24 protein-coding genes, 1 tRNA gene and 1 pseudogene are annotated in these 25,391 nt (G+C 56.1%); 17 read left to right on the forward strand and 9 right to left on the reverse strand.

Translation table 11 applies throughout. From position 1 onward, the window contains the following. Entirely contained in the window at positions 1 to 204 is a 204-nt protein-coding gene (locus tag WDN02_RS14505; RefSeq protein ID WP_337294170.1) for a YtcA family lipoprotein, read from the reverse strand. A 406-nt stretch (positions 205 to 610) separates the two neighbouring features. Between WDN02_RS14505 and WDN02_RS14510 the strand changes: the two genes are divergently transcribed. Further along, positions 611 to 1,063, forward strand: a complete 453-nt coding sequence (locus WDN02_RS14510) for a hypothetical protein (RefSeq protein ID WP_337294171.1) — start codon at positions 611 to 613, stop codon at positions 1,061 to 1,063. Between the two features lie 613 nt (positions 1,064 to 1,676). On the opposite strand, the gene WDN02_RS14515 is transcribed toward WDN02_RS14510, so the two are convergent. Then, positions 1,677 to 5,696, reverse strand: coding sequence for a Pls/PosA family non-ribosomal peptide synthetase (locus WDN02_RS14515; RefSeq protein ID WP_337294172.1), 4,020 nt, complete (start codon positions 5,694 to 5,696; stop codon positions 1,677 to 1,679). Positions 5,697 to 5,712: 16 nt separating this feature from the next. Next, positions 5,713 to 6,240, reverse strand: coding sequence for a 4'-phosphopantetheinyl transferase superfamily protein (locus WDN02_RS14520; RefSeq protein WP_337294952.1), 528 nt, complete (start codon positions 6,238 to 6,240; stop codon positions 5,713 to 5,715). A gap of 179 nt (positions 6,241 to 6,419) precedes the next feature. On the opposite strand from WDN02_RS14520, the gene WDN02_RS14525 reads away from it, so the two are divergent. The 3 genes from WDN02_RS14525 to bcsS all read left to right on the forward strand — a co-directional run bounded on the left by WDN02_RS14525 (position 6,420) and on the right by bcsS (position 8,837). Then, complete coding sequence (locus WDN02_RS14525; RefSeq protein WP_337294173.1) at positions 6,420 to 6,629, forward strand: hypothetical protein; 210 nt, start codon at positions 6,420 to 6,422, stop codon at positions 6,627 to 6,629. Positions 6,630 to 6,919: 290 nt separating this feature from the next. Then, positions 6,920 to 7,261 (forward strand): HdeA/HdeB family chaperone, encoded by a 342-nt coding sequence (locus tag WDN02_RS14530; RefSeq protein ID WP_337294174.1) that lies wholly within the window; start codon positions 6,920 to 6,922, stop codon positions 7,259 to 7,261. Between the two features lie 106 nt (positions 7,262 to 7,367). Continuing rightward, positions 7,368 to 8,837 carry a cellulose biosynthesis protein BcsS gene (bcsS, locus tag WDN02_RS14535; protein WP_337294175.1) on the forward strand — a complete coding sequence of 490 codons (1,470 nt, stop codon included), beginning with the start codon at positions 7,368 to 7,370 and terminating at the stop codon, positions 8,835 to 8,837. Between the two features lie 192 nt (positions 8,838 to 9,029). On the opposite strand, the gene WDN02_RS14540 is transcribed toward bcsS, so the two are convergent. The 4 genes from WDN02_RS14540 to WDN02_RS14555 all read right to left on the reverse strand — a co-directional run bounded on the left by WDN02_RS14540 (position 9,030) and on the right by WDN02_RS14555 (position 14,076). After that, a tRNA-Lys gene (locus tag WDN02_RS14540) sits at positions 9,030 to 9,105 on the reverse strand. Positions 9,106 to 9,241: 136 nt separating this feature from the next. Then, positions 9,242 to 10,816, reverse strand: a complete 1,575-nt coding sequence (locus WDN02_RS14545) for a 2-isopropylmalate synthase (RefSeq protein ID WP_337294176.1) — start codon at positions 10,814 to 10,816, stop codon at positions 9,242 to 9,244. A gap of 242 nt (positions 10,817 to 11,058) precedes the next feature. Beyond that, positions 11,059 to 11,877 (reverse strand): substrate-binding domain-containing protein, encoded by an 819-nt coding sequence (locus WDN02_RS14550; RefSeq protein WP_337294177.1) that lies wholly within the window; start codon positions 11,875 to 11,877, stop codon positions 11,059 to 11,061. After that, a complete protein-coding gene (locus WDN02_RS14555) occupies positions 11,878 to 14,076 on the reverse strand; it encodes a TonB-dependent siderophore receptor (RefSeq protein ID WP_337294178.1) in 2,199 nt (732 codons plus the stop codon). 267 nt (positions 14,077 to 14,343) lie between these two features. On the opposite strand from WDN02_RS14555, the gene WDN02_RS14560 reads away from it, so the two are divergent. Both WDN02_RS14560 and WDN02_RS14565 read left to right on the forward strand, forming a co-directional pair. Further along, positions 14,344 to 15,102 carry a metallophosphoesterase family protein gene (locus WDN02_RS14560; protein WP_337294179.1) on the forward strand — a complete coding sequence of 253 codons (759 nt, stop codon included), beginning with the start codon at positions 14,344 to 14,346 and terminating at the stop codon, positions 15,100 to 15,102. Between the two features lie 102 nt (positions 15,103 to 15,204). Next, entirely contained in the window at positions 15,205 to 15,528 is a 324-nt protein-coding gene (locus WDN02_RS14565; protein WP_337294180.1) for a hypothetical protein, read from the forward strand. A gap of 41 nt (positions 15,529 to 15,569) precedes the next feature. Here WDN02_RS14565 and WDN02_RS14570 read toward each other — a convergent pair whose 3' ends face one another. Further along, positions 15,570 to 15,761 (reverse strand): hypothetical protein, encoded by a 192-nt coding sequence (locus WDN02_RS14570; protein WP_337294181.1) that lies wholly within the window; start codon positions 15,759 to 15,761, stop codon positions 15,570 to 15,572. Between the two features lie 365 nt (positions 15,762 to 16,126). On the opposite strand from WDN02_RS14570, the gene WDN02_RS14575 reads away from it, so the two are divergent. Further along, positions 16,127 to 16,597 (forward strand): DUF308 domain-containing protein, encoded by a 471-nt coding sequence (locus tag WDN02_RS14575; protein WP_337294182.1) that lies wholly within the window; start codon positions 16,127 to 16,129, stop codon positions 16,595 to 16,597. Between the two features lie 89 nt (positions 16,598 to 16,686). Beyond that, positions 16,687 to 17,013, forward strand: coding sequence for a hypothetical protein (locus tag WDN02_RS14580; protein WP_337294183.1), 327 nt, complete (start codon positions 16,687 to 16,689; stop codon positions 17,011 to 17,013). A gap of 160 nt (positions 17,014 to 17,173) precedes the next feature. Here WDN02_RS14580 and WDN02_RS14585 read toward each other — a convergent pair whose 3' ends face one another. After that, positions 17,174 to 17,386, reverse strand: a complete 213-nt coding sequence (locus tag WDN02_RS14585) for a hypothetical protein (RefSeq protein ID WP_337294184.1) — start codon at positions 17,384 to 17,386, stop codon at positions 17,174 to 17,176. A 217-nt stretch (positions 17,387 to 17,603) separates the two neighbouring features. Between WDN02_RS14585 and WDN02_RS14590 the strand changes: the two genes are divergently transcribed. The 9 genes and pseudogenes from WDN02_RS14590 (at position 17,604) to WDN02_RS14630 (ending at position 25,388) form a co-directional block, all read left to right on the forward strand. Next, a complete protein-coding gene (locus tag WDN02_RS14590) occupies positions 17,604 to 17,957 on the forward strand; it encodes a hypothetical protein (RefSeq protein WP_337294185.1) in 354 nt (117 codons plus the stop codon). A 323-nt stretch (positions 17,958 to 18,280) separates the two neighbouring features. Continuing rightward, a pseudogene (locus WDN02_RS14595) lies at positions 18,281 to 19,624 on the forward strand (IS5 family transposase); the annotation flags it as partial. Between the two features lie 66 nt (positions 19,625 to 19,690). After that, positions 19,691 to 20,104: a CAP domain-containing protein gene (locus WDN02_RS14600; protein ID WP_337294953.1), complete on the forward strand. Its 414-nt coding sequence runs from the start codon at positions 19,691 to 19,693 to the stop codon at positions 20,102 to 20,104. A gap of 577 nt (positions 20,105 to 20,681) precedes the next feature. Next, positions 20,682 to 21,737, forward strand: coding sequence for an ATP-binding protein (locus tag WDN02_RS14605; RefSeq protein WP_337294186.1), 1,056 nt, complete (start codon positions 20,682 to 20,684; stop codon positions 21,735 to 21,737). Continuing rightward, positions 21,737 to 22,360, forward strand: a complete 624-nt coding sequence (locus WDN02_RS14610; protein ID WP_337294187.1) for a response regulator — start codon at positions 21,737 to 21,739, stop codon at positions 22,358 to 22,360. Before WDN02_RS14605 ends, WDN02_RS14610 begins: the two co-directional genes overlap by 1 nt. 688 nt (positions 22,361 to 23,048) lie before the next feature. Continuing rightward, positions 23,049 to 23,354, forward strand: coding sequence for a hypothetical protein (locus tag WDN02_RS14615; RefSeq protein ID WP_337294188.1), 306 nt, complete (start codon positions 23,049 to 23,051; stop codon positions 23,352 to 23,354). 10 nt (positions 23,355 to 23,364) lie between these two features. Beyond that, positions 23,365 to 23,790 (forward strand): hypothetical protein, encoded by a 426-nt coding sequence (locus WDN02_RS14620; RefSeq protein ID WP_337294189.1) that lies wholly within the window; start codon positions 23,365 to 23,367, stop codon positions 23,788 to 23,790. 30 nt (positions 23,791 to 23,820) lie between these two features. Beyond that, entirely contained in the window at positions 23,821 to 23,982 is a 162-nt protein-coding gene (locus WDN02_RS14625; RefSeq protein ID WP_337294190.1) for a hypothetical protein, read from the forward strand. Between the two features lie 2 nt (positions 23,983 to 23,984). Beyond that, a complete protein-coding gene (locus WDN02_RS14630; RefSeq protein WP_337294191.1) occupies positions 23,985 to 25,388 on the forward strand; it encodes an APC family permease in 1,404 nt (467 codons plus the stop codon). The last annotated feature ends 3 nt before the right edge of the window (positions 25,389 to 25,391 follow it).

Below are 25,391 nucleotides of genomic sequence, written 5' to 3' on the forward strand. Positions count from 1 at the left end.
TCAAGGCCCGAACCAGATCGACCAGGTCAGCGCGCCCGCGATGGCCCCCACCGCTGTGCAGACGAAAAGCTGAAATGGAAGGACGCGCGCGATGCCTGACGCGACGAAAAGGACACGGATGAGAATGCCCGAGAAAATTGCGATGATGGCGCACAACATCCAAGCCGGGAAAAACGTCCCAAATAAAAAGATATCAGGCGCCATGACACTCAAGCGGCCGGGAAAATTTCGACGTAGATTTTGTCTTCAGAACCAACACAGTTCAATCGCGGCGACCAGCAAAATTATGGGATGTGACGATATTTCTCCGCCTTGTGTCATGGAGGCCAGTGCCCATCATGATCGATATGGCAGGTCAGAAATAATGTATAGCTAGCTATATACCGAATGTATAAAGAATAGCCGAAATATAATAACGTATAATTTGCACAAAACGAAATCACGCCGCCGCATATTTTGGCATTTGCTGTGAATTTCGATGCCGAAATTCCGCGGATGTCTAATATTTTCGATGGGCTGGCCACCTTGCAACGATCAGTCGGTCATATAGAAAATAGTTCGACGTCAGTCGGTGAGGGGTCGGCGTCGTCCATTTCGGGTGGAGATCAAGGTGGCCACGGACGTTGCGTATATTTCAGCACTATCGGCGCTCGCCGGCTCCGTCATTGGCGGTCTCGCCTCTGGGCTGACGACGTGGCTCAATCGACATGCGGAAGCGAAAGCGAACTGGCTCGCGAGGGATATTTCCCGGCGCCAGGACCTCTACAGGGATTTTATAGTGTCCGCGTCCAAGGCTTATGGCGAGGCGATCGTCACTGACGAACCCCAAATCCAGGAGCTTGTGGAGCTTTACGGTTTGGTCAGCAGGATGCGGGTCCTGTCGAGGCCCAAGACGATTGAATGCGCTGACAAGGTTCTGCACACAACCATCGACACATATTTCCTGCCGAATAAGACCTTTTCTGAGCTGAACGATACTTTGAAAAACGGTGCCGGCATCGACCCGCTGAAGGAATTCGCCGTAGCCGCGCGTGAGGAATTGCAAGGCCTCACGCCGGTCTGAATATGCCGCGGCCAGCGTGGCATAAGGTGAGAAGCAAAGCGTGCTATTTCGCGCCGTTGAAGGTTTTGCCGCAGTTACCGGCTTTAAGAGTCTGAAGCCATGGCCAAGAAAACAAGATGTTACGGTTATCGGACGTGTGCAACGGGGCATGATCGACTAAAACGTTAGGGGCGACTCGTCTCGCGCTAATGTCAGTATCTCCTGACCTTCGTTCTGGCGAAGCTGACCATCAAGATCTGTGTCTTCAACAATAGCTCGCTTGGGTTCGCGGAGCTCGAGATGAAAGTCAAAGGCTTGCTCGCGTTGCAGCTTCCCTCAAGGCGCCGATTGGCGCAGCGCGGGCCAGATGGATGAGCAAGATAAGGCCCCCGATCAACAACGGCACCGAAGGAATTCATATTATCGCGCCTCGGAGCGGACATTCCGCTTTCAGCCACTTCCGATCATTTGGAACGCGCATCTCACCTCGCGGCGTCACTAGGGTTCCCTGAATGCGTCTGACTCTTTCCCCTTACCGAGTAGTGGCCATCACGTTTTCAATCGCCTTGACAGCGCGGATAACCGGCGGAATCCGACAGAAAGGCCGTGGTATGCATGGTATTCGCTGCGAATGCTATGTTTGAGCATGGCCAGAGCACGTGGCATAGGTTTGCCGTTCTGGGTCCGGCTCGCTCGGGATTCCCCGCCATCGCGTGTTCGGCGGTAGAACCTCACCCTTCATGAGCACAGAGAGGGGCGCTAACGTCGAGCCGGATTGCATCTCCGTGCCGTAAAGGACGACGGCCATGTTGCCGACAGTACACCCCGCGCCAATTCTCAAACGATCAGACTTCATGACCCTGTCTTCGAACAGGTGGGTCTGTACGGTGCATCCCATATTGAGCGCAGCATAGTCTCCGATTTCGACGAGATCGAACTCGGAAAAGAGGGTTGTTTCCAAAAACACCCACCGGCCGATATGACATCCTAATTTACGCAGGTATATTGAGATGTAAGGAGTTCCCATAAGAGGGGTCAATGCGGTTGCGCCGGCCGTCTCATAGATTCCGTTTACGACTTCGTTCAACCAGACGAAACTGCACCACAAAGGCTTCACTGTCGGCTTAAACTCCCCAATCAGCAACGATTTGACGCGCGCGACCCAGACAATCGTTGTTAGCGACAGGTAGAGTGCCAAAAGAGGTGCCACCAAGAGCACGCTCCAAAGGGGAAGAAAGTGGTCGCATGCGATAACGACAACGCCGAAGGTTAAAATGTCTGTCGCAACAAACATGCTTGGAAGCAGTATTCTCATTGTATCAAGGAACGTTCGGCAGCACCTTGCCGAAAGCTTCGGCCGGTAGGTTTGCGATTCAAGGAAGCAGGACGCCTCTTTCGCTTTGGGAACTTCGAAGCTCGGTGATCCGAGCCAGCGTGTCCCGTCGGGCGTCTGAACGTATGCGATAGGCGGCTTTGACATGACGCCGATCAAGCCGTCGCTACCGACATTTGCTCCTCCAGGTACGAGGGCACTGTTGCCGATGAAAGAGCGCCGGCCGATCCTGTTGCCGCGGACCTCCACAACGCCACGATAGATTCGATGACCACCTATGATACATCCGTCCGCGAGAAAGCAGCCATCGTCGATTTCGAGCAAGTCAGGAATAACGTTGGTGATAGTCGAGATTTCGACGTGTTTGCCGATCTTGGCTCCCATGAACCGAAGGAACGTTGGCAGGAACAGCGTCGCATAAAGTGGCAGAAGAAGCTGTCTCGTGTTTCTCATCAAGTAATGCAAAAACCAATATTGCAAATAGCGTGAGCTTGCGACCGGGAAGACGCCTGGTTTTACACGTCCGATAAACAGGCGCTTGACGAGGATCGTCAGAACCGCGTACCAAATTGTCGTCAGGGGTGCAGCGATGTAGACGGAAGCTATGGCCGGAGCTACACCCCAACGCTGCAGCACATACCAAACTAAAGCGACGCTTGGCAGTATGCTCGCGATAAGAAAATAGCCCATAAGGTAGATCAAGCCGAGATGAATTAATCCGAATAGAAACGCGCGTGTTTTCCTCGGGCACTCGCGACCTTCGGAATGCAAGACCTCGGCTTTCATGGGTGGCGAACCGGCTCTTTGCTCGCCGCGCGACAAGATCGATCCATCCGGTAAAAGCGAATCGTCATCAATACAGGATTGATCCTGCATAACGATATTGAGGCCGATCGCGGTGTGCATTCCGATGAAACATTCGGCTCCGATGTCGACGGTGCCGAGCATCAGCCATCCATTTTCAACACGGTAGCCTAATAATTGAACGTCGGGCCCGACGCTGGAATTGTCGCCGATGGAGACAAGATCGAAAGCGCCGCAGAGCGACGTTCCGATGACGCAGTTTTTGCCGATACGCGCGCCCATCGCGCGATAAAAAATGCTCATGAGCGGTGTGCCGATCAGCATGTCCGGCCAGCCGAGCGACTGGAAACGGTTCGCAAGCCACCACCGGAAATAGTAGATGCCCCAAACCGGATACCGTCCGGCTTTGTATCGCCCGACAGCCAGCCATTTCACCGCGATGCCAATGAGCAACCAAGCGGGCCATGTTGCGAAACCGAGGAGCGTCGAGAGGCGCCCGGCCACGGCGATTTCCATCCTTCCGGAATAAAAGCGCTCGCAGATAAGAATGAAGCAAACAAGCGGTGCGGAAAGAACCGCATAATAGATCGCCAATGATAAAGTTTGGAGGAAGACGCAAAGCCAGCGGGTCAAAACGCCTACATGAATGTGCGTCTCGGATGTGCTTTCGGTCGTTGCCGGTGCGTCTTCTGATTGTTCGTCGTAAGCGAATCCATGTTCGCGCAGGTGTGATGCGAGCTTTTTTATCGTCCTATACTCGTAAATATCCTTGACTGAAATGTTCAGCGTGCCGAGCCGTGTCCGCAATTCGGTTACGACATGTGCAGCCAAGAGGGAATTTCCCTTAAGGTCTCGAAAGAAATCGTCATCGACCGAAACCGGTCCAATATTCAACTGTGTCTTCCATACACCCGCGATCCTTGCCTCAAGATCATTTTCGGGCGCGCTAAACGGACGTTCCTGAATAAGGAAGGCACTCGTTGGCGCCGGCAACGCCTTGCGATCGATTTTGCCGCCGGTCGTTCTGGGAAGTTCATCGAGAATCTCGAGGTATTTCGGCTGCATATATTCTGGCAGGCGATTTAAGAGAAGTTCGGCAACGCTCCGCATCTGCATCGTGCCGAAGCTGCCTGCGGGAACGATATAGGCTGCGATTTCCTTGAAGTTCTCCCGCTCGTGGACGATCACTGCGGCCGTTCGAACCGAAGGATGCTCCAGAAGAACGGATTCAATTTCCGACAATTCGATCCGATAGCCGCGAATTTTCACCTGGTCATCGCTACGCCCGACAAATTCGAATGCACCGTCGGACCTGGTGCGAACCAAATCCCGGGTTCGGTAGAGGCGTGGCGCGGCCGTCGCTGTCGAAGGGAATGGATTCTCGACGAATTGCTGAGCCGTTATTTCCGGCAAATTCATGTATCCGCGCGCGACGCTCTCGCCGCCGATGTAAAGCTCGCCGACTTCTCCAACGCGTACTTCCTGCAAATCCACGTTGACGACATGGCAAACGTAGCCGGGTAGGGGGCGCCCAATCGTTACAGTCCCGCCAGCTACGCAGTCGCAGAGAGTGGCAACGACCGCGGTTTCGGTCGGACCATAGGTATTTAGCATCCGGCGTGAGGGCGTCGCCCATTTACCGACAAGCGCGGGAGGACACGCCTCTCCGCCGACCACAAGAAGCCTTACACCTGGAAGATCATCGGTAATAAGAGAGAGAAAGGTTGGGACAGTTGAAAAATAGGTAATTCGCCTCCTGTTTATGAAATACGCGACGTGCTCGGGCGATTTTGTGACATCGTCCGATGGTACGACAAGCGTTCCGCCGAGTGAGAATGCGGCCCAGATTTCTTCGACAGAGGCATCGAACGCGACAGAGAATCCCTGGTAGACACGATCACCAGGTTTGAGGCCGTAGTCGGTCCTGAGTGCTTTGATAAAATTCGCGACATTTCTGTGCTCAAGCGCAACGCCCTTGGGGCGCCCCGTCGATCCAGAGGTATAAATCACGTAGCAGATATCATCGTGGCTGGCTGCTGGGGAAGAGAGCCGCGCGGAAGAAAAGGACTCGATTTCAAACCTCTGTCGATCGAGCGTGACTAAGGAGCAGCTTATGAGCGAACGGATAGGTTCCGCGAGGGCATCATTGGTCAGCAGGATCGAGAGATTTGCGTCGCTAACAATCTGCGAAAGCCGTTCAACGGGAATTTGCGGATCGATCGGCACATAGCCGGCGCCGGTTTTAAGCACGCCGAGAATGGCCGCAAACAGATTGCAGGATCTGTTGAAATATATTCCGATCAAGCTTCCGGGACCAGCATCCCGGGCTCGCAGAAAACGGGCGATTTTGTTCGAGGACTTCTCGAGCTCAGCGTAGGTCAGAATGCGGTCTTCGCACTCTAGCGCCGGATGATTGGGCCGCCGGTCCGCCTGTCGCTCGAAATATTCATGGATCAATCTCGGTTCGTCGATCGTACGCTCCGGAGATTGGAATTTTCTTTCAAGCGCAAACGTCATTTTCCGTCTCCCTTACTTACATCTCTCTCAAAGAGGCCGCGACGGAAGGGGCCGGACCAACGCGGCTTGAATGTTCGCGTTCCTGTTCGATTAAATTCAAGAATTGTATTTCGCCGCCGCCGAACCGCGATTGCGAGCCGACAGCAAGTGTCGCCAGACAAAGGCTGTCCTGAGCATCGATGTATAACGACTCAAAATGCGCATGCGTGGCGCTGAAACTTGGCTCGCAGGCGAGTTTAGGCTCCGGGAAAATGCAAAAATCCATTTGCTGAAATTCGCTGGCAAAGCCAGATCCAAGAAGCTTTGAAAATGCTTCCTTCAAAGTCCAGATGCGAATTGCGCCTCGCGCGCTGTGCATCGCTCCGAGTCCCGCAAGCCTCTGCCGTTCCGGGTAGGTCAGAAACGAATCCTTGACGGCGTGGCTCATCGGCGAATCCACGCTTTCGACATCCAATCCAACATCAAAAGTCGAAGACGCCGCGACGCCAACCAACGCATCACAATGAGATATGCTAAAGCGGATTTGCGGGAGCCCCTCGGCCACTTCCAATTGTCCCGATTCGAGGCGCGCGAAGCGCCAGGAGGACGGCGCGATACTATGGTTGGAAGCGCGAGATAAGGCCAAGCGCAACAAGATGCGCGCTGCGAGAGCGGTTTCGAGCGTATCAATATTTGTGATCGCGCCAAGCTCTGTGCGGTCACTATCGTCAAGGACTTGCAGGCATGAGCGTGCCTTCAAAAGCGAGCGCGCTGACGCAGTCCAAATTTCAACGAGACCAGGCTCGTCGTTTAGCTTGCGGGATGCAACTGGCGGCTTGGAAACGAATTCCTTGCGCCACCCCTGCGCGAAGCGCGGCCGTGTCGGCGATCGGCGTTCAATGCGCTCAGCTGATCGGCGCGGGCGGCATTCCGGAACGGTTGGAAATAACCTAGCGAGATGCATGGGTTTTTCTCAATCGCCTCGCGCCACGCATCTTTTGCGTTGACCGAAGGCTCGAACGTAAAGAAAATATTTATTGGCAGAGTTGATATTGATGTGTGCAAAAGTAGATAATTTGCCAAATATTCGCCATGCCTGTTCGTAGCAACCGGCGCATGGAATTATGGTGTATTATTAAGGTTGATTCGGTTGGCGCATTGATAAAGGGCGGCCACGCGAGCAATCCACTTTTTATCTCTAATCTGGATTGCTTTTTTCTAACCTCTAATTTCAGGAGGCAGCCATGTTGCCCAAATTATCGTTTGTACTTGTCACAACGCTAAGTGTCTTTTCCGTACAAACGGCTCTCGCTCAGAAAACGGATTTGGCGTCCGTTAAATGTGCCGACTTTCTCAAGACGACTGAGCCGGCGGCGGCTAATATCGTGACCTGGCTCCAAGGGTATTACACTTATGAGGATGATAAGGCCGTTGTCGACAATGAGAAGGTGAAACTGAAAGAAGGGCAGATAAAAGAGTACTGCGCGGATCATGGCGATGCCGACCTCATCAGCGTGTCCGCTATCTTCATGGATAAGAAGTACGGTGCCGCAACGGCAACCTCTTCAACGATTTCCCGCCAGTAGCAATTCATCGGTCCGTTGCTAACTTTCATAAAAATGACACTAGTTGTGCCAATTTAGCACTAGTCGTCCCCAAAGTGATCAGGGAATATGACGTACGGGGGACGTCATGGCACGATTCGCGGCGGCTTTTTACGCGCTCGCAATTGGAATGGCCGTATCAATTTCGGCAGCCCAGGCGGCTGACTTACCGATCTATAAGACGCCGCCCCCTTTGCCGATTGATCCCTGGACCGGTTTCTATTTTGGTACCCATGGCGGCTACGGATGGGGCTCAAAAACTTTTCTGGACAATTTTCCCACGCCCGATTTGGCGCTCGATGCGCGGCCTTCCGTCGGCGGCGGCCTTGCCGGCCTGCAGGCAGGATATGATTATCATTTCAACTGGCTTCTGGTTGGCGTCCAGGGCGATTTCACCTGGTCCGGTGTAAAGAACGACTCGTTCTCGTGCTTCTCATTTGGTGATCAGGATTGTTCTGCACATCCCGAATGGTTTGCGACGGCAACGGGCCATGTCGGCGCGATCTTCGGCCCATTTGCCGTTTATGGAAAAGGCGGCGCGGCCTGGGTGGAAGATTCTTACACTGATATTGCTACTTGCCACGGCACGCAGCCATTGCGCAGCGGCGGGATCACAGCGGCATGCGGTGATCCGTTCAACGCGAACGACACGCGCTTTGGATGGACAGTGGGCGGTGGCATCGAATATCAGATCGCCCGCAACTGGTCGGTTTTCGGCGAATACGACTTTATGAATTTCGGCGGCCGATCTGTTCCGTTTTCGGATGGCGCCAATGGTTTTTTCACTGAAGAAATCTATCAGAAAGTGAATATCGTCAAAGTCGGCGTGAATTATAAGTTTATTGGTTTTGGCCCGTCTGGAAACACAGGCATGCTCGCTGATGCAGCGGCATCGCCGAGCGCGGACACCGAGGATGATTCAGCCAAACACGTCATCGCCTTCACCGGCGTTGACGTTAGCAAACTCAGCTTCGACGCTTATGCCGGCGGAATGGTAGCGCCCTTCAAGGATCTCGATACATCAGGGCTCCGCCTTTACATACTTGGTGACGGTGGATGGTATAAATATTTCGATAGCGCAGGCAACGGTATTAAGGGCGTTTCGCTCTCGGGAGATTTTTTGGGCGGCTATGCATTTGAAGGTGACAATTATTCGCTCAATTTTCTCGGCGGCTTTAATGCCGAGAACGACACATTATCCGCGGCCGACCCAACAAATAAAGTTGTCGGGACCGAATTCGGCGTGAAGGTTCGCACCGACGATTGGTATAACCCGACGAGCAGAACTCAGCTTCACGCGGAAGCCGAATTCTCGAGTGCGTTCCTCACCTATTACGGCAACGGCTCATTCGGTTACGATTTTTTCAATAAGGCCATTTTCATTGGTCCAGACATCGGCACGCTCGGTGACGAACGCTTCACTCAGCTGCGCGCCGGCATAAGTGTCACGGGGCTGAAAATAAAGAATGTCGAAATTGATCTCTCAGGCGGCTACGCTAATGACAGCGTGGTTGGGCCGGGCGGATTTGGACGACTTGAAGTGAGCACCGCCTTCTGAGCAAGAAGGTAGATGGCAAGGGTCGCGTCGACGTCCGCTAAATCAAAACGATATTTATCGACAGGCGATGTGACATCGAAGATGCGTGAAGTGCTCGACAAGCTCGGAACGAAGTCCGGGACAAACCTGAGTCCACACGGCCGAAAAAGCGTCTAACGCGCGCTGGAAATCTCGGCTAAGTCTTTGATTTTGTGGTGGGCGCACAAGGGCTCGAACCTTGGACCCGCTGATTAAGAGTCAGCTGCTCTACCAACTGAGCTATGCGCCCTCACGCCTGTGAGGCAGACCACCTGCGCCGCTGGAAGCAACGCGTCGGCAGCATGTAAGCGAACATTGCGCGCTGTGCAAGCCGGAACCGCGCCGGAGGCGTTATTTGCCTCCGGACGCGCGACCCGCGATGGCGACTAACTGGCCTTGCTCGCCTGATTGCCGCGATGCAGGGCGGCGAGCTTGTTGAGCGCGGCGATATAGGCGCGAGCAGAAGCCACAAGCGTATCTGGATCGGCGCCACGCGCCGTCACCGAGCGGCCGCCTTCGGCGAGCTTCACGGTGACTTCCGCCTGGGCGTCTGTGCCCTGCGTGACGGCGTGAACCTGATAGAGTTCGAGCGCGGCTTCGTGCGGAACCAACGCGCGGACGGCGTTGAAGATGGCATCGACGGGGCCGTTGCCCGTCGCCTGATGCGTCTTCTGCGTGCCTTCGACATTGAGTGTCAGCGCCGCCGATTGCGGACCGCCGGTGCCGGCCATCACGGTCAGCGAGACGAGCTTGATCCGCTCATGCGCGCTGGCGAGCTCGTCATCGACAAGCGCCACCAGATCCTCGTCGTAGACGGTCTTTTTGCGGTCGGCGAGGTTCTTGAACCGGGTGAAGGCATCCTGCAGCGCGTTCTCGCCCAACTCGTAGCCGAGTTCGCGCAGCTTCTCGCGGAAGGCATGACGACCAGAATGCTTGCCCATGACGAGCGAGCTTTTGCTGAGGCCGACGCTCTCCGGCGTCATGATTTCGTAGGTCTGCGCATTCTTCAAAATGCCGTCCTGATGGATACCGCTTTCGTGCGCGAAAGCGTTTCGGCCAACGATCGCCTTGTTGTATTGCACTGGGAAGGAGCTGACTGCCGAGACGAGCTTCGACGCGCGGATGAGCATCGTCGCATCGACATTGCTGTGATAGGGCAGTTTGTCGCTACGCGTCTTCAACGCCATCACGACCTCTTCCAGCGCGGCATTGCCGGCGCGCTCGCCGAGGCCGTTGATCGTGCATTCGATCTGCCGCGCGCCCGCCGCAACGCCAGCGAGCGTATTGGCGACGGCGAGGCCGAGATCGTCATGGCAATGAACCGAGAAGATGACCTTATCGGCATTCGGGACGCGATTGCGTACTGTCTCAAACATGGCCGCATATTCGGCAGGTGTGGCATAGCCGACCGTGTCGGGCAGGTTGATTGTCGTCGCGCCGGCCTTGATCGCCGCCTCGATACAGCGGCAGAGATAATCGATCGGCGTGCGCGTCGCGTCCATCGCCGACCATTCGACGTCATCAACGAGATTGCGTGCCTGCGTCACCGTCTTCGCAATGATTTCAAGCACGGCTTCCGCGCTCTTATTCATCTGATGCTCGAGATGGATCGGCGAGGTCGAGACGAACGTATGGATGCGTGGTTGGGCGGCATGGCGCACGGCCTCACCAGCGCGGGTAATGTCGCGCTCCATCGCGCGGGCGAGGCCGGCGACGCGGGCATGTTTCGTGCGGCGCGCGATCTCGGAGACGGCCTCGAAATCGCCTTCGGAGGCGATGGGGAAGCCGGCCTCGATGATATCGACACCCATCGTATCTAGCAGGTGGGCGACTTCGAGCTTGGCCTCGAAGGTCATAGTCGCGCCGGGGCATTGCTCACCGTCACGCAACGTGGTGTCAAAAATCAAAACACGGTTTTTATCGGCGGCTTTGGCGCCGTTGGATTGAACGGACTCGGTCATTGGACTGCTCAAAGTTGAAGATTGGCGAAAGGCTGGTGCAACGCTCCCCTGAGTGCCCGGGTATGACCCGGCCGGCGCTCAGGGGCAGGTAAGCAGAAGCAGGCTGAGCGGCAGCGAAGCCGGCAGAAGCGCCAGTTCCTTTCGCTGCAGATGTCCGGCGCCGAAACGCACACGTGCCTCGCGTAAACAATTGAGGCGCTCAGACTAATCTAAGGGCCGGTGGCTGGCAAGTGGCTGAAGGCTCAGGGGTTGGGCGCGAGCAGGGGGATGAGGCCGGCGCGGCGCAAAAGCGCCTGACCCGGCTCGGACAGCACGAAAAGAGCTGTCTTAAGGGCCGCCGGCCGATCAGTAAGGACGACCAGCCCAAAAACGGGGGCCGGATCCAGCGCGGTTGGAAATGGCGTCGCTTCGAGATCTGGCACGTCTTTTTCGAGTGCGGCATCGGCGCTGCAATAGGCAATCATCGCGTCGATTCGATTTGCTTTGAACTCCGCCGCAAATGCGCCGGGCGGGTCGCCCTTCAGCGCTGTGCGGAGCACATCGGCCTTGTCGCGCAAAATTTTGCCGGTGCCAGGATGCAGCCGGTCTAGGCGATCGAATATCGCGACGGCATAGTCGCCGCTCGGGTCAGCGCCGGGCGCAGATGCCCTGATCCTGAGACTGGCTAGCAGCAGGCGAGCGACGAGATTGTCGGCAGTCACACCAAATCGTCGAGGCGCATAAAAGCACATCCGATTGCGCGCGAAGGCGACGGGCGGCAAAAATGCCTGGCCTTCCGCCGCGAGCTTGCGCGGCGAATTCATGTCGGCGGAGAGGAAAAGATCGACCTTCGCGCCAGCCTCGATTTTTGCCCGCAGCAGGCCGGCCGCGGCAAACGTTGGCTTGAAATTAAGGCCGGCGAGCGGGCTCTTTTCTTCGGCCAATGAAGCGACAAAAGTCTTCAACGAACCGGCGGCATAGATCGTCACTGTCTGCGTGGGCGCCGGATCGGCCGTGGCAGCCGCCGCACCGATTGCCCACATTGCCGCCGATGAAAGTGCTCCGGCCCAACGAATGAACATCTAGAAATTCACCTCAACGCTCGCTTCGAACGTTCTTGGCGTACCGAGCCAGGCGGTGTTGCCGCCATTGGCACCAACGATAGAGGCGCCATCGGCGATCGAGGAATAATAGAATTTGTCGGTCACGTTGACGACCTGGAAACGCGCTGTCGTCCGATGGCCGTAGATGATCGTCGAATAGCGCGCGCCAAGATCGAGCGTCGTATAGGAATCGGCAAACGTCGTATTGGTGTTGTTCGCCGCGCGGGCACTTTCGTAATGAACCGTGCCGGTGACAGCAAAGCCGCGCCAATAATCCGGGTGCAGATCAATGGCGATGTCGCTTTTCCAATGCGGCACACCGATGACGAGCATGTCATTCGTTGCAACATTGCCGGTATTGACCAGCCGCGCGTCGATATAGGTGACGCCGCCGAAGGCGCTGATCTCGGGCGTGATATCGCCCTGCGCGAAGACTTCGCCGCCCCAATTGGTTTGAGTTCCGGTCACCTCGAACACGCTTGTGGTCGGACTCGTCACGACGCTTTCTGCGAGTGGCCGTGTCATGCGAAAGCCATCGACCGTAACAAGGAAGTTCGGATTGAAGGCGTATTTGGCGCCGAGTTCGTACATCGTGTCGTGATAGGGCGACATAAACACGTTGGGATTGGTGACGCCGGCGCTCGGGGCCTGATCGCCGAGTTCGGTGCTGTTGGCCCAGGTGAAATAGGTCGTCAGCGGCGAGATGGGATTATAGATCAGACTTACGGTCGGGCTGAGAGTCGCGTTGGCGCCCGTCGAACTTGTGGTCGCGCCTGTCGGATTAAAGCTCGACGAGTGGATCCATGCGGTGCTCAATACAGCCTGGAGCGCCCACTGCCGATTGAAATGGAGCGTATCCCCGGTGATAATCGACTGTGAGAATATCTTTCCAGCTTCGTATTGCGGCCCGTGCGCCGGGAAGCCCGGAATCGAGGCAAGCGCGCTTGGCGCATTAAGATTTCCGGTGCCGATCGTCGGCGTCGCCACTGCCGGATTGTAATTGTACTGGCCGTTGATGAAACCGTTTGTGCCGAGCGCGATGTCGTTTTCCATCCCATAGAGCCAGACACGGCCATTGAGATAGGCGCTGTTGCTCCCAACGGTAAAGCGCGGAACGGCGGTAAAGTTTTTTACGACATTGTAATTGCCGCTGTTGTCTTGCAGCACGTCAGTAATGCCGAAGAGGCCGCGATTGGCGTTCTCGTAAAGGCCACCAGCCTCGAAGGTCCAGTCCTGATTGATCTGATGCCGAATTTTGAGCATGCCCGTATCGCTGACGAGGTTGTCGCCAGCACCCGGCTGTCCTAAGCCCGGTTGCGTAGGATTGACCGCCTGCGGCAAAAACGTGCTGTGGTTCGTTTTACTCGTCTGGCTGCTGCCGAAGACGAGTTCACCGGGCATCCCGGTAACGTCGGTGGCGTAATGGCTGTAATAGGCTTCAACGTCGGTGTTGTTGTCGAAACGATAGTCGAGATCGATACTTCCGAGCGTACGGTCCGTACTGCTTTCGTCGACATAGCCCTCGCCGGAGCCATGGACGATATTGACGCGGTAGCCTAGGCGACCATCCTGCCCGACGCGGCCGCCGGCATCGATCTGCTCGGTGAATATGCTCTGTGAATCGTAATCTTCTCGATAGGTGAAGAAGCTCTGATCGGTCGGATGCTTGAGAAGGTAATTGAACACGCCGGAAGGGGATTCTGGTCCGTAGAGCGCGCCAGCAAGACCGTTCAGAACCTCGACGCCGCGAAGGTTTTCGCAATCAATGGCCGACGTGCCGATATAATTGAGGCCGTCGAGGCGGACATTCTGGACGATCGAGCCTTCGAAGCCGCGCGACTGCGGACGCGACACTTCAAGACCTTGCTGATCCCGAACCTCGACCGACGGCAAATAGCGCAGACAATCGTTGACCGATTGGGCCTCCGCATTCTCGATCAAGGATTCGGGAACGATTGTCACAGATTGCGGCGTATCAGCCACGCTCTGTTTGCTGCCCAACGGTCCGAGATCGGCCGGCGGTGGTTGATAGGGCGCGCGATAAGCATCCGCTGGAATGGGATTGGCGACGTTCGTTGCCTGAGCGCCCTGAATATTGATCGTCGGCAACGCGGAAGGCGCTGTCGCCTGCTGGGCGTGAGCGGAGCAATTCACGAAACCAAGTAAAGCGGAGATCAAGCTAAAGTCGGCGAAACGCGCAAAGGCTCTTTGTACGCGGCCTCGCGGCGCGCGCATCCGATTTAACAGCATTTAGGATGGCCCCCCGGCCGCTGCGTTCTGAGATTTTGCAGGCTTATGCAAGCCGTGCAGCACACGCCGGCAGAGCTAGCTATATACACGAGGGTATAGCAATTAAATTATTCTTTAGACCCAGACGCTTAGCTCAATGCTGACCTGCGTTCTCCTCATATCGTGGGGTGGCGAGCGGACCGAATCGCGCTATTCTTGGGGGCTCGAATTGGGAAGATCACGTGCCGCAACTCGCTGAAGGTTTTGCGCATCTATGCCATCGGGGACGTGCACGGCCGCGCGGACCTGTTGGAGCGTCTTTTCGCATTGATCGATGCCGATCTCGAGCAACGCCCGGTGGAGCGCGCGATTCAGGTCATGCTCGGTGATTACGTCGATCGCGGGCCTGCGTCGCGCGAAGTGATCGATCTGATTCTGGCGCGGGCGCAACAGCATGAGCTTGTTGCGCTCAAGGGCAATCACGATGCGCTCTTGCTTCAGGCGATCGATGATCCTGCCGCAATGGGTGACTGGCTCATGATGCACGGAGTCGAGACCTTAGCCTCCTATGGGCTGACGTCGGCGACCGTCGCGGGTAGCCGGCTCAGCGATCTCGGACGCGCCTTTGCGGCGGCACTGCCAGAAAGCCACCGGAAATTTTTCCGCGAGCTGAAGCTTTCCTACAGCGAGGGCGATTTCTTCTTCGTTCATGCCGGGGTGCGGCCCGGCATCGATCTCCCGCTTCAGGCGGAAGAGGACCTCATCTGGATACGGCACGAATTTCTACGCCACGGCGGCGATTTCGGCAAAATCGTCATCCACGGGCACAGCCCCGTCCATGACGTGGAATATCATCTCAACCGCATTGCCATCGACACAGCGGCTTACGCGACCGGCAAGCTCACGGCGCTCGTCATCGAGGACAGCGGCCTGCGCATCATCGATACCGCAAAAACCGATGTCCAAGCGGCATGACAGCAGTTTCAAATTATTCTATTTATCAAATAAAATCATAGGCTTGTAGATATTATATAAGGCTCTTATTCGTTGATGCGGGGCGCGGCGACGGAGCAAATTATGCAATTCAAAGGCGAATATAAAGACGTTCTGGAGACACGGGAGGCGATGGCGCGCGAGAAGATGCGTCACGCGGTGCTGTGTGCCTTCTGCCATGTTGTGCAGACGACAGGCTTGAAACCGATGGCCGTGCTGGGCCTTGCCGCGTCCGCTATCGGGGCGATCTATAAGGACGTCGCTACGGCGCACATATGCAACGACGATTGTCCGTGTGGCTGGGAGCCGCAGACGGACCCGGATATCGAGGCGCTCCAACGCGCCATTGCAATGGAAGCGAAGCAGTACACCGATCTGCGATGGCTCAAAGTGGCCGGCAAGGCCTAGTCTTTCTGACGCAGTAAGACTAGGGCGGGATATCCGTCAATCTAATTCGCCGCAGCCTCGCGGTCTTTCAAAAGCCGTGCGAGCAAGGCCTCTTGTTCGGCCAGACGGTCGGAGGTGAGCGCGTCGTCCTCGGCGCCGGAATAGGCAGCGGACTGTTCTGTCAGATCGCGAATATTTTCACGAACGGCGGCGATTTCCTGATCCAGCGCGGCGAGCGCGGCAGCATTGGGCATTGGAACTCCTTGTGGGCCTTTTCGAACAGCCGGGCGGGACCCTACGGCGATTTTTGCGCAAGGCAAGAGGCCGCTCCTCACGGAGAAGAATATCCCGCGGACCTCCGCAATACCGTCAAGATTCATTGTTGCCGATATGCCGCATGCCCGGGCCTCCGCGCAATTCGGGATGGCTGAGGTTCGGAGCGATGCTATAGAGGCGCTCACAATTCAATTGATGGAGGAGGGGGCGGTGACGTTTCAATCATCGACTGATGCGGACGCAACGCGCGCGATCCACGATCATTGGGAGCTTTTTCTCGCTGAAGGCGCCGCACTACTCGTGCTTGGGCTGGCGGCAATCGCCATTCCCTTTATCGCCGGCAATGTATCGATTTTCTTCCTCGGATGGTTTTTTCCTCCTCGCGGGCGTCGTCGGGCTGATCTCGACGCTGCAGGGACGGAACGCGCCAGGGTTCGGTTGGGCGCTGCTTTCGGCGGTTGTGGCCCTGCTGGTCGCGGCTTTCCTGCTTTTGAATCCGCTCCAGAGTCTCGCTTCACTGCCTCACAACCTGACAACGCTGGCGCATGTGCTGACCTTTTTCTTCATCGTCGACGGCTTCTTTATGATCGTCTACGCGGTTTCGCATCGTCGCGAGCAATCAGGCTGGTGGGAATTGCTTTTGGTTCATGGCGTCGTCGATTTCGCGCTGGCCGGTTTCCTTCTGACAGGCTTGCCGGATTCGGCGCTCTGGGCGCTTGCCCTGCTTGTCGGCCTGGATCTGGCGTTGGGTGGCCTGACGCTCGTCGTCATGGCGCTGGAGGCGCGTAAGGGGGCTTTGGCGATCAGCGGCTGAGACGGGGCAATGGTGCTCTCCGAGATTTGAGAGCATCGGGGCCTGATTTGCGCTAAAAGATCGGTGGTCATTTCTCTTGAGGAAGCGTGATGCTTCAGTTTCGCATTGGGATCGCTGTCGTCATTCTTTGTGCTTTGAGCACGGCATCTTTCGCGCAAAGCAGCGGCGTGCCGACTCACACTGCGCATAAGGCGCATGCGAAGAAACTGCCAAAGACCAACGATAGCGTCGAAGATTGGGACATTGCGGCGCCGAATTCGTCCAAAACAACCGACCTTGGCAAAGACGATCCGGTCTCGGAGGGGCGAAAAAAATTCTTCGAGCAATCGACAACGATGGACAATGGCGGCCCCGGCGCCCCGGCCCCGAGCAAGCCGGGCGGCGGTTTCACGCCGAGCATGGGGTTGAGCTTCTGATCGGGAGCCTTGCCGGGTCTACCGCGTTGGATGGCGGAAGTCGAAACGGATTTCGATCAGTCCCTCGAACAGGGCAGTCTGATTGAGCTGCTCAACTCTGTTCGCAGCGATATGGGCGCCCCTTGATCGCCGCCAATCGGGCGAAGTGTACGCCCTCGTGTTACCAGGCGCTCAGGCGATCGAGAGCCGTGCGCGCGCCGAATTCGGCCTGAATTTCTTCCTCGAAATTTCTTTCAGGCCGGCTCAGCATGGCGAGGCCGCGGCTGTGATTGAAACGAAAAGAAATTCCCGTCGCCTCATGCTTGATCTCACGCTTTTCCGGCGAAATCACATAATCGACGGTGCGAAAACTTTTGGGAGATTTGTGCTCCATGGCCGTGCTCCATCTCTGCATTTCGACTGGTTAACGCCGCTTTTGCATTGCAGTTCCCCATTGCTGCAAAGCGTCATGGTCGCGACTTAAGAAGGGAATATGGAACTGAGCTCAATGCGTGCGATTAGAACGATATACGGCATTGCGATGTCAGCTGAAACTATGCCGTTAGACGTCGTCCACAGTCGCTGTGGAGAAAAATTGCGGGTAGAGGGCAATGACCAGACCGCGCATTTTGGTTGTCGAAGACGAAACGCTGATGGCCATCGTTTTGGAATCGATGATCTTTGAACATGTGCGGCAGGCCGATGTCGTAGTCACGCCCACGGTCGCGTCCGCTGAACATGCGCTGCTGCATCCTTATTTCGATTTTGCTTTTCTCGACGTCAATTTGACCGACGGCAAAAGCTACAGGATTGCCGAAATCCTCCAGGATCACGGCGTTCCCTTTGCATTCATAAGCGGTATCTCGCGCGACAAAGATATGCCGGCGCGTCTGCGCAACGTGCCGTTTATTCCCAAGCCCTATCAATCTTCACAAGTCACGGACTTGCTGCGTAAGCTCGCGTAACACGGCCTCTTGGTGTAGAGCGTTGCTGATACCCTTCCGCGTTTAAATCCACGATGCCACACATATATAGCCGCAAGATCGCCTTCGCCGCGCTGTTCACGCTCGCCGCCTGCGCACCGCCGCCGTCTCAGCCGGTCGCGGAGCCACCAGTCAACTTGGTCGTCCGTGAAGAACAACCAAGCTACTGATTAAGAGTGATTTTTGGGTCTCGGCCAGTATTGGTTTTTGCCGGATTTGGCGGCTTGGGGATGGGTTTTCTTGCAAATTGATCGGCGGCTCTGCTCGTGATTCTCTTCGTTTCGGGGACGAAGCGGAGGGTGATTCTGATGCGGCCGAAAGAGCAGCGCGAGACTGGGCAGAAGGATCTTTTCAAAGCCCGGCTCGACCAGATCGTCGACATGAGCCATCCGCTCGCGAAGCTCGCCGGGGCGATCGATTGGGGCTTTCTCGAAACAAGCTTCGGTACCGCTTACAGCGACAAGCCGGGACATCCGCCGCTGGCGACCAGGCTGATGGCGGGGCTCGCCATCCTGAAGCACATGCACGATCTTTCCGACGAGGTTTTGTGTGATCGTTGGGTCGAGAACCCCTATTATCAGCTGTTCTGTGGCGAGGAGTTTTTCCGCCACAAGCTTCGCTTCGATCGCTCCTCGATCACGCGCTGGCGGCAAAGGATGGGTGAAGAAAGGCTCGTCGCGCTTTTGCAGGAGAGCCTTGCAACGGCGACGCGCGTTGGCGCAGCAAAACCCGCCGACTTCACCAAGGTCATTGTCGACACGACGGTGCAGCCGAAGGCGGTCGCCTTCCCGACCGATGCGCGGTTGATGCATCGTGCGCGCGAGCGGCTGGTGCGGCTCGCCAAGAAACATGGCGTCGGGCTGCGCCAATCCTATGTGCGCGTCGGCAAGTTCGCTTTGATCCAGCAGCAGCGCTATGCGCATGCCAAGCACTTCAAGCGGGCAAAGCGGGCGCTGAAGACGTTGAAGACCCAGCTCGGCCGCACCATCCGCGACATCGCCCGCAAGATCAAAGCCCACGCGCCGCTCGAAGACGCCTTCGCTAAGGAGCTGATGCTGGCGCGCCGGGTTCACGCGCAGAACAGGAACCTGCGCCGCATCAAAGGCACCCCGGCCGATGCCGATCTCCGCGTCTTCAGCCTGCATGCGCCAGAGGTCGAATGCATCGGCAAAGGCAAGGCGCACAAGCCTTACGAGTTCGGCGTGAAGGTCTCGGTCGCGACGACGCTCGCGCACTCGAAAGGCGGCCAATTTATCGTTCACGCCAAGGCTCTGCCCGGCAAACCCTATGACGGCCATACGCTTGCCACCGTCATTCCCGCCATCGAACGCATCGTCGGCGCCGCCCTTCAGCGCATTATCGCCGACGCCGGCTACAAAGGTCACAATGCGCCGCAGGAACATCGCTTCAAGGTCTATACCGCCGGCCAAAAGCGCCGCATGACCGATGCCATCAAGCGCGAGATGCGAAGACGCTCGGCCGTCGAGCCGGTCATCGGCCATGCCAAATCTGAACATCGCATGGGCCGCAATTATCTTGCCGGACAGGCCGGCGACGCGATCAACGCCGTGCTCGCCGCCGCTGGCTACAACTTCCGCCGCCTCTTGGCCTGGTTCAACCTTTTGTTGTCCGCAATCTGGATCGCCATCAGCCCCGCAAACGCCCCGGAAACACATTACGAAACCGCTTGGGACGCCTTCTTCACAGACGACAACTTGACCGATCGGGAACGCGCTGCGCGTGACGTTCGCGTCGATCCGGCACAAGCCGCCAGCCTGATTTCGCAATATCGCGATACGCATGGTCTGGGCGCTGTCACGCCTGACCCGATCCTGCAAGGATTGGCGCAGGCGCAAGCCGATTCAATGGCTGCGCACAACGTCCTCAGCCATACGATCGACGGCACGCTCAGCGCGCGGTTTGATGCAGTTGGCCTCGCGCAAACCACCGCGGTCGAGAATGTCTCGGCCGGTTATTTCTCTCTACCGGCCGCACTCGCTGGCTGGCGTAATTCGCCGGAGCATAATGCCAACCTTCTTGCCACCAAGATGCGGCACCTCGGCATTGCGACTGCCTACGCACCTGGCACGCGTTATCTCGTCTTCTGGGCACTCGATATGAGCAATTAGCCGGCAAGACGAGCGACAAAAACCACCGCTCAAGACGGGAGTTGCTCTCCCGCTTGCTCTCGAACGATATAGTCAGCGTACCAATCCGGCCAATTCGCATCTTGTCGACCGATCCGCTTCTCGTGTTGGCCATGCGCCGCCGCGGCGCGCCGGAGCGCGCTTGCGAGTTTACTCACCGGCTTGCCGTACTGCATTATCTGCTTGGACTTGTCGCGATCGAGGCGGCAAGAGAGCTTGGTCTGCTGCCGGATCCTCCCTTACCGCCTGGCATCGTGGGGGCGGGGCGGATTCCGCCGACGCGGAAGGTAAGACGTGCCCAAGTATACATCTCAAGGAAGCCCAAGCACGAAGAGTGGCTCGCCGCCGTAGTGCGAACGACATGAGCAGCGTCTAACAATTTTATATCGCGAAAATTACTGCAAGCAATTACAAGGACTTGCGAGAGGCTAGAAAACTTTCGCGGCTCAGCTAACGTTGCGCCCATATGTAGAGCCAAAGATGCCGCCTTTACGTTAGGAAGTTCCGGCGTCAAGTGTCTATTGGCAAGTTAGGCACATAAAATGGCTGAGACTTAAAGATGGCAAAGCGTCGTTTTGTCTGGTTTCTCTTCTGTGCAACAGCGGTCGCAATATTTACTTTAGACGCGGTCACAAGCGTCGATATCCCAATTTCTGTATTGTACGTAACGTTGATAATGATCGTTCTGCGATCTGGTACCGCCAGAGACATTTTAATCGCCGGCTTGACCTGTTGCATTTTGACAATCGCGAGCTACTGGAAGGGCACTGGCTTCAACATCACAAAGTTCAATGAGGCGGGATTGATCGACGTTCTTATAAGTCTTTTCGCTATCGCGAGTGTGACTTACTTGAGCATCAAGATTGTACATTCTGAAGCGAGTATGCGCAAAGCGCGCGATCAAGCTGCTCGAACCATGCTCAACGTGTCGATAAACGAGTTGGCTACATCCGTAGTTCACGAGATTAGTCAACCAATAGGCGCGGCGGCCATGAACAACGCTGCTGCTCGACGTTGGCTGGACATGACGCCCGCAAACTTTCGCGAAGCCCGGGCGGCGATTGACTCCGCAACTCTCAATACCCAGCGTGCTGAAAGCGTCATTCAAGGGCTTCGACGTCTTTCCAGCGTTTCATTAACAGATCGAAATGTATTCGATGTCGCGGAGCTGATGAGAGAGGCGATTGCCTTTCTTTCTGACGAGATCGAGCAACATAGAATTCGCGTGAGCATGCGTTTACATCCGAACTCACTTTTGATTGACGGGGATCGCACGCTGATTCAGCAACTCCTTATCAACGTCATCAACAACGCCATCGAGGCAATGAGCCATGACAAAAGCGAGAACCGTAATTTGACACTTCTAACGAGTGCTTCCGGGGGCTTGGTTTCGATAGAGGTACAAGACACTGGCGCCGGAATATCTTCAGAACATCTTGAGCAGATTTTTGATCCGTTTTATACGACCAAAGCGCGAGGATTGGGTATCGGATTGGCTATCAGCCGCTCGATTGTCACGTCACATAGCGGTTCGATCCAAGCTTCGCACAATAAACCTACTGGAACCATCATCACTATCCGACTTCCCACGCCTGCCAGATCGAGCCATGGTTGATGATTGAAGTAGCACCGCTCGTCTACATTGTTGATGATGATAGTGCCTTTCGAGAGGCCATTCATAGTTGGCTACGGTCGATTGGCTGCCAAGCACTTAGCTTTGGGTCAGTTGACGAATTCGTCAAGCACTCGCGCGTTGCGACGCCATCGTGTCTTCTTCTCGATGTTCGAATGCCAGGCCGCGACCCTTTCGATTTTCAACGGGAACTGCATAAGAGCCAAGACCATATTCCTATCATATTCATCACAGGTCACGGAAACGTTCCAATGTCTGTGCGTGCTATGAAGAACGGCGCGATAAGCTTTCTTCTCAAGCCGTTTCGCGAGCAGGATTTGCTTGATGCGATTCGCGACGGCATAGATCAGGATTGTTCACGACGTCAGGCAGAACAAGACGCCGCAGACGTGCATGCTTGCGTCAGCCTGCTCTCCCGCCGCGAGCGCGAAATATTGTCCTATGTCTGCTGTGGTCTCACGAACAGGGAAATCGCTAAAGAGCTTGGCCTTCAAGAGGTCACTATCAAGGTGCATCGCGCGAACGCGATGCGGAAGATGAAGACTCGCTCCGTCGCTGAATTGGTCAAGAAGATCCAGGGCATTGATCTGCTTCTCGCGAAATAGTCTCGCTGAGCATCAGTTATAGCAAATGCGTTGCATGTAAAATCATGCGCCGCTTCGGCCTGAGGGAAAGCGGACCACGAGTTCAGTAGGCACCATTTTTGGGTGGCGACTCCGCCGAGAGCAGGCATTTCATTGCGGAATGTCGCGCGTCGCGCAAAGAACCACAGCGCGGCTAGCGAGCTTTGGGGTGCAGCCAAGATCCCGGCTCGGCACCGGGGAGAAGGTGTCCATAGTTCGAAGAAAGATCATGCTAGCCAGTATCGCTATAAGGGCTTTCTCAAGAACGCAGCTTGGTTGGACAGACCGATTTTCGATTTGCCTGTTAGTCAGCAATTTAATTAACCCGCACCCGAAGAAGCGCAGGTTTGCACGCAAATCTTCTGCCAGAACGTATCCAAAAGCGGCCTAGTCCACGCTATACGTTAGTATATTGCGGCGCAATAATTGTGCTGCAATGCGTCCATAGAGAGCACTTTCAATATACTGTCGTATAATTTATGAGCGAGATTTAAGCAGTGATTGCAATTCACTAAGGCAGTTGCCTCAAAGTAGGGCAGGTCTCAATCTCCGAATTTCTCGCGCGTCAGAGAGCCCCAGAACATGGCACGGCGTTTGTTTTAGGAGAAAATCAGTTTCTTTGGAGGAACTGCTTCGTAAGCTTCCCGACTCCGCGAAGAAAGTGCCACATATGACGATCAGCACGGAATCCCTTCCCACTTCCCAAAGTATGCAAGACCGCATCGAGGCGATGTTCACGCGTGATAAATTGACCGCAGGGTTCCTCGTTGTCGTCCTCTGGCTCACCGTTTTCTTCGTCATGTTCGCCGTCCGCGGCTTCATCGCGGAGAAGTCTGTTGAGGTCGTCTGCTGGATCGGCGCTGCGCTCTTATTGATCTTCAACACGAGCTCGATCATCGCAATGATCAAGCACTACGGAGAAGACAAAGCGCACATCTACGCCATCGACATTCGTCATCTCGACGCCGGTCACTGAGGAGCATCCGATGGCAACGACCACCTACATCCCGCCGAAGCAAGGCCTTTTCGGTCAATTGTTCGATGTTGGCTTTCTGCTCGCGCTCGTTTTCGCGTCCCTATTCCTGCCGATCTGGCTCGGCATCGCCGTACCGTCGCGTGTCGAAAAACTGCCGACGGGCGTTAGCTATACGATGGCCGCCGACAAGACGACGAAGGTATGGAAAGGCCTGACCTGGGAATCTCTCGGGCAAAATCCAGTAATGGTGCGGCAGTGGAAAAAGCTTGGCTATACCAAAGAGAGTGCCGCCGACATTATTACCATGCCGTTCTACTACGACGTCGACACGATCGGCGTGCTTGTCACCGCTGCAGTCATCTTGGGCTATTTTATATTCCTGATGGTCATGTCTGGGCGAGAATACAAACAAGTCATCGCCGAGAAATTCGACTGAACCGCCACTCGATCAAATTGAGGGTAGCACATGTGGGCGATCTCCGGATGGGTAGCGTGGATTATAGCCGCTGCCATTTTCATTTGGCTGGTGTGGGACTTTTTCCGCGTCAACCTCAAATATAACGAAGACGTTCTGCTCAGCTCGCGCGAGGGCGTCGATGAGCTATTTCCGACCGAGCCGGGGGAATAATCATGTCCGATATTGCAGCAACTCCGCAGCCGTCCTTCGGACATGACATCAACTTGCTCAAGGTTCTGGGGCCGATCCACGTCTGGGGTCTGGGCGTCGGCATCGTCCTCGTCGGCGAGTTCATGGGCTGGAACTATGGTGTCGGCAAGGGCGGCGCGTTCGGCGCGCTGATCGCTTGCTTCGTCTCCGGCCTTCTCTACACTTGCGTGGCGATGATCGATTCCGAGATCACATCCACTGTGGCCGCGGCTGGCGGTCAATATGCGCAAGCCAAGCATACAATCGGGCCATTGATGGCCTTCAACGTCGGCTTGTTCATGGTGCTAACCTATACGATGCTGAACGCCAGCGATATTCAAGTGGCGGGGCAACTTGTGCAGATCGGTGCGCAGCAATTGGGACACGATATCCCCTGGCAGCCCTTTACTGTGCTTTGCCTCGCGGTATTAACGTGGCTCAATTATCGCGGCGTCTTTGCGACGTTGACAGTCAACTTCATTATCACGGCCGCGGCCTTCACCACAATCATCATCCTCTTCATCGGCATACAGCCGTGGAATCCTACGGCGATGCTGCTGCATAAGGATCTGCTCACCGGCCTACCTTACGGCTGGCTCGGCGTGATCGCGGCGCTGCATTTCGGCATCTGGTACTACCTCGGTATCGAGGGCACCTGCCAGGCCGCCGAGGAAGTACGCTCGCCGGGGCGGGCTCTGCCGCTTGGCACGATGAGCGGCATGATTACTCTGCTTATCGCAGCCGCGATCACTTGGTATGTCTCCTGCGGCCTGCTGCCTTGGGAATATATCGGCTGGGATAATGAGCTCGCGCCGCTTTACGACACGGCCCGTGTGACCGGCAGTAATTTCCTCACGGTGCTGCTCTTCATCGGGACCTTATTGTCGGCGATCGCTTCGGCGAACGGCTGCATCAACGACTCGGCGCGCGCCTGGTTTTCGATGGGCCGGGATCGTTATTTGCCGACATGGTTTGGCGCCGTGCATCCGAGATATCGGACGCCGTTCCGCTCGATCCTGTTCCTGACGCCGATTGCGGTGGTCTTTGCCCTCTATATTCCGCTCGCGGAGATCATCACTTTCTCGATCCTGTCAGGGCTGTTGAACTACACGTTCATGCCGCTCAACATGTGGGCATTCCGGCGCAAATGGCCGCTTGGCACAATCCGTCGCGGCTTCGAGCATCCGTTCCATCCGGTGCCGGCGTTTACGCTGATGTTCCTCTGCATCACGACGTTCTTCGCCGTGTACCTCGGCTACGGCCGTCAGCTGCTCGCGATGATGGCATTCTACATCATCGCCTCGGTCTGGTTCGCCTTCTACCGCTATCGTTACGTGCGTCGCGGAGCACAGTTTACGATGTCCTGGCCGAAGCCGATTGGATATTGAGCG

This window comes from Methylovirgula sp. (genome assembly GCF_037200945.1).
Lineage (GTDB): Bacteria > Pseudomonadota > Alphaproteobacteria > Rhizobiales > Beijerinckiaceae > Methylovirgula.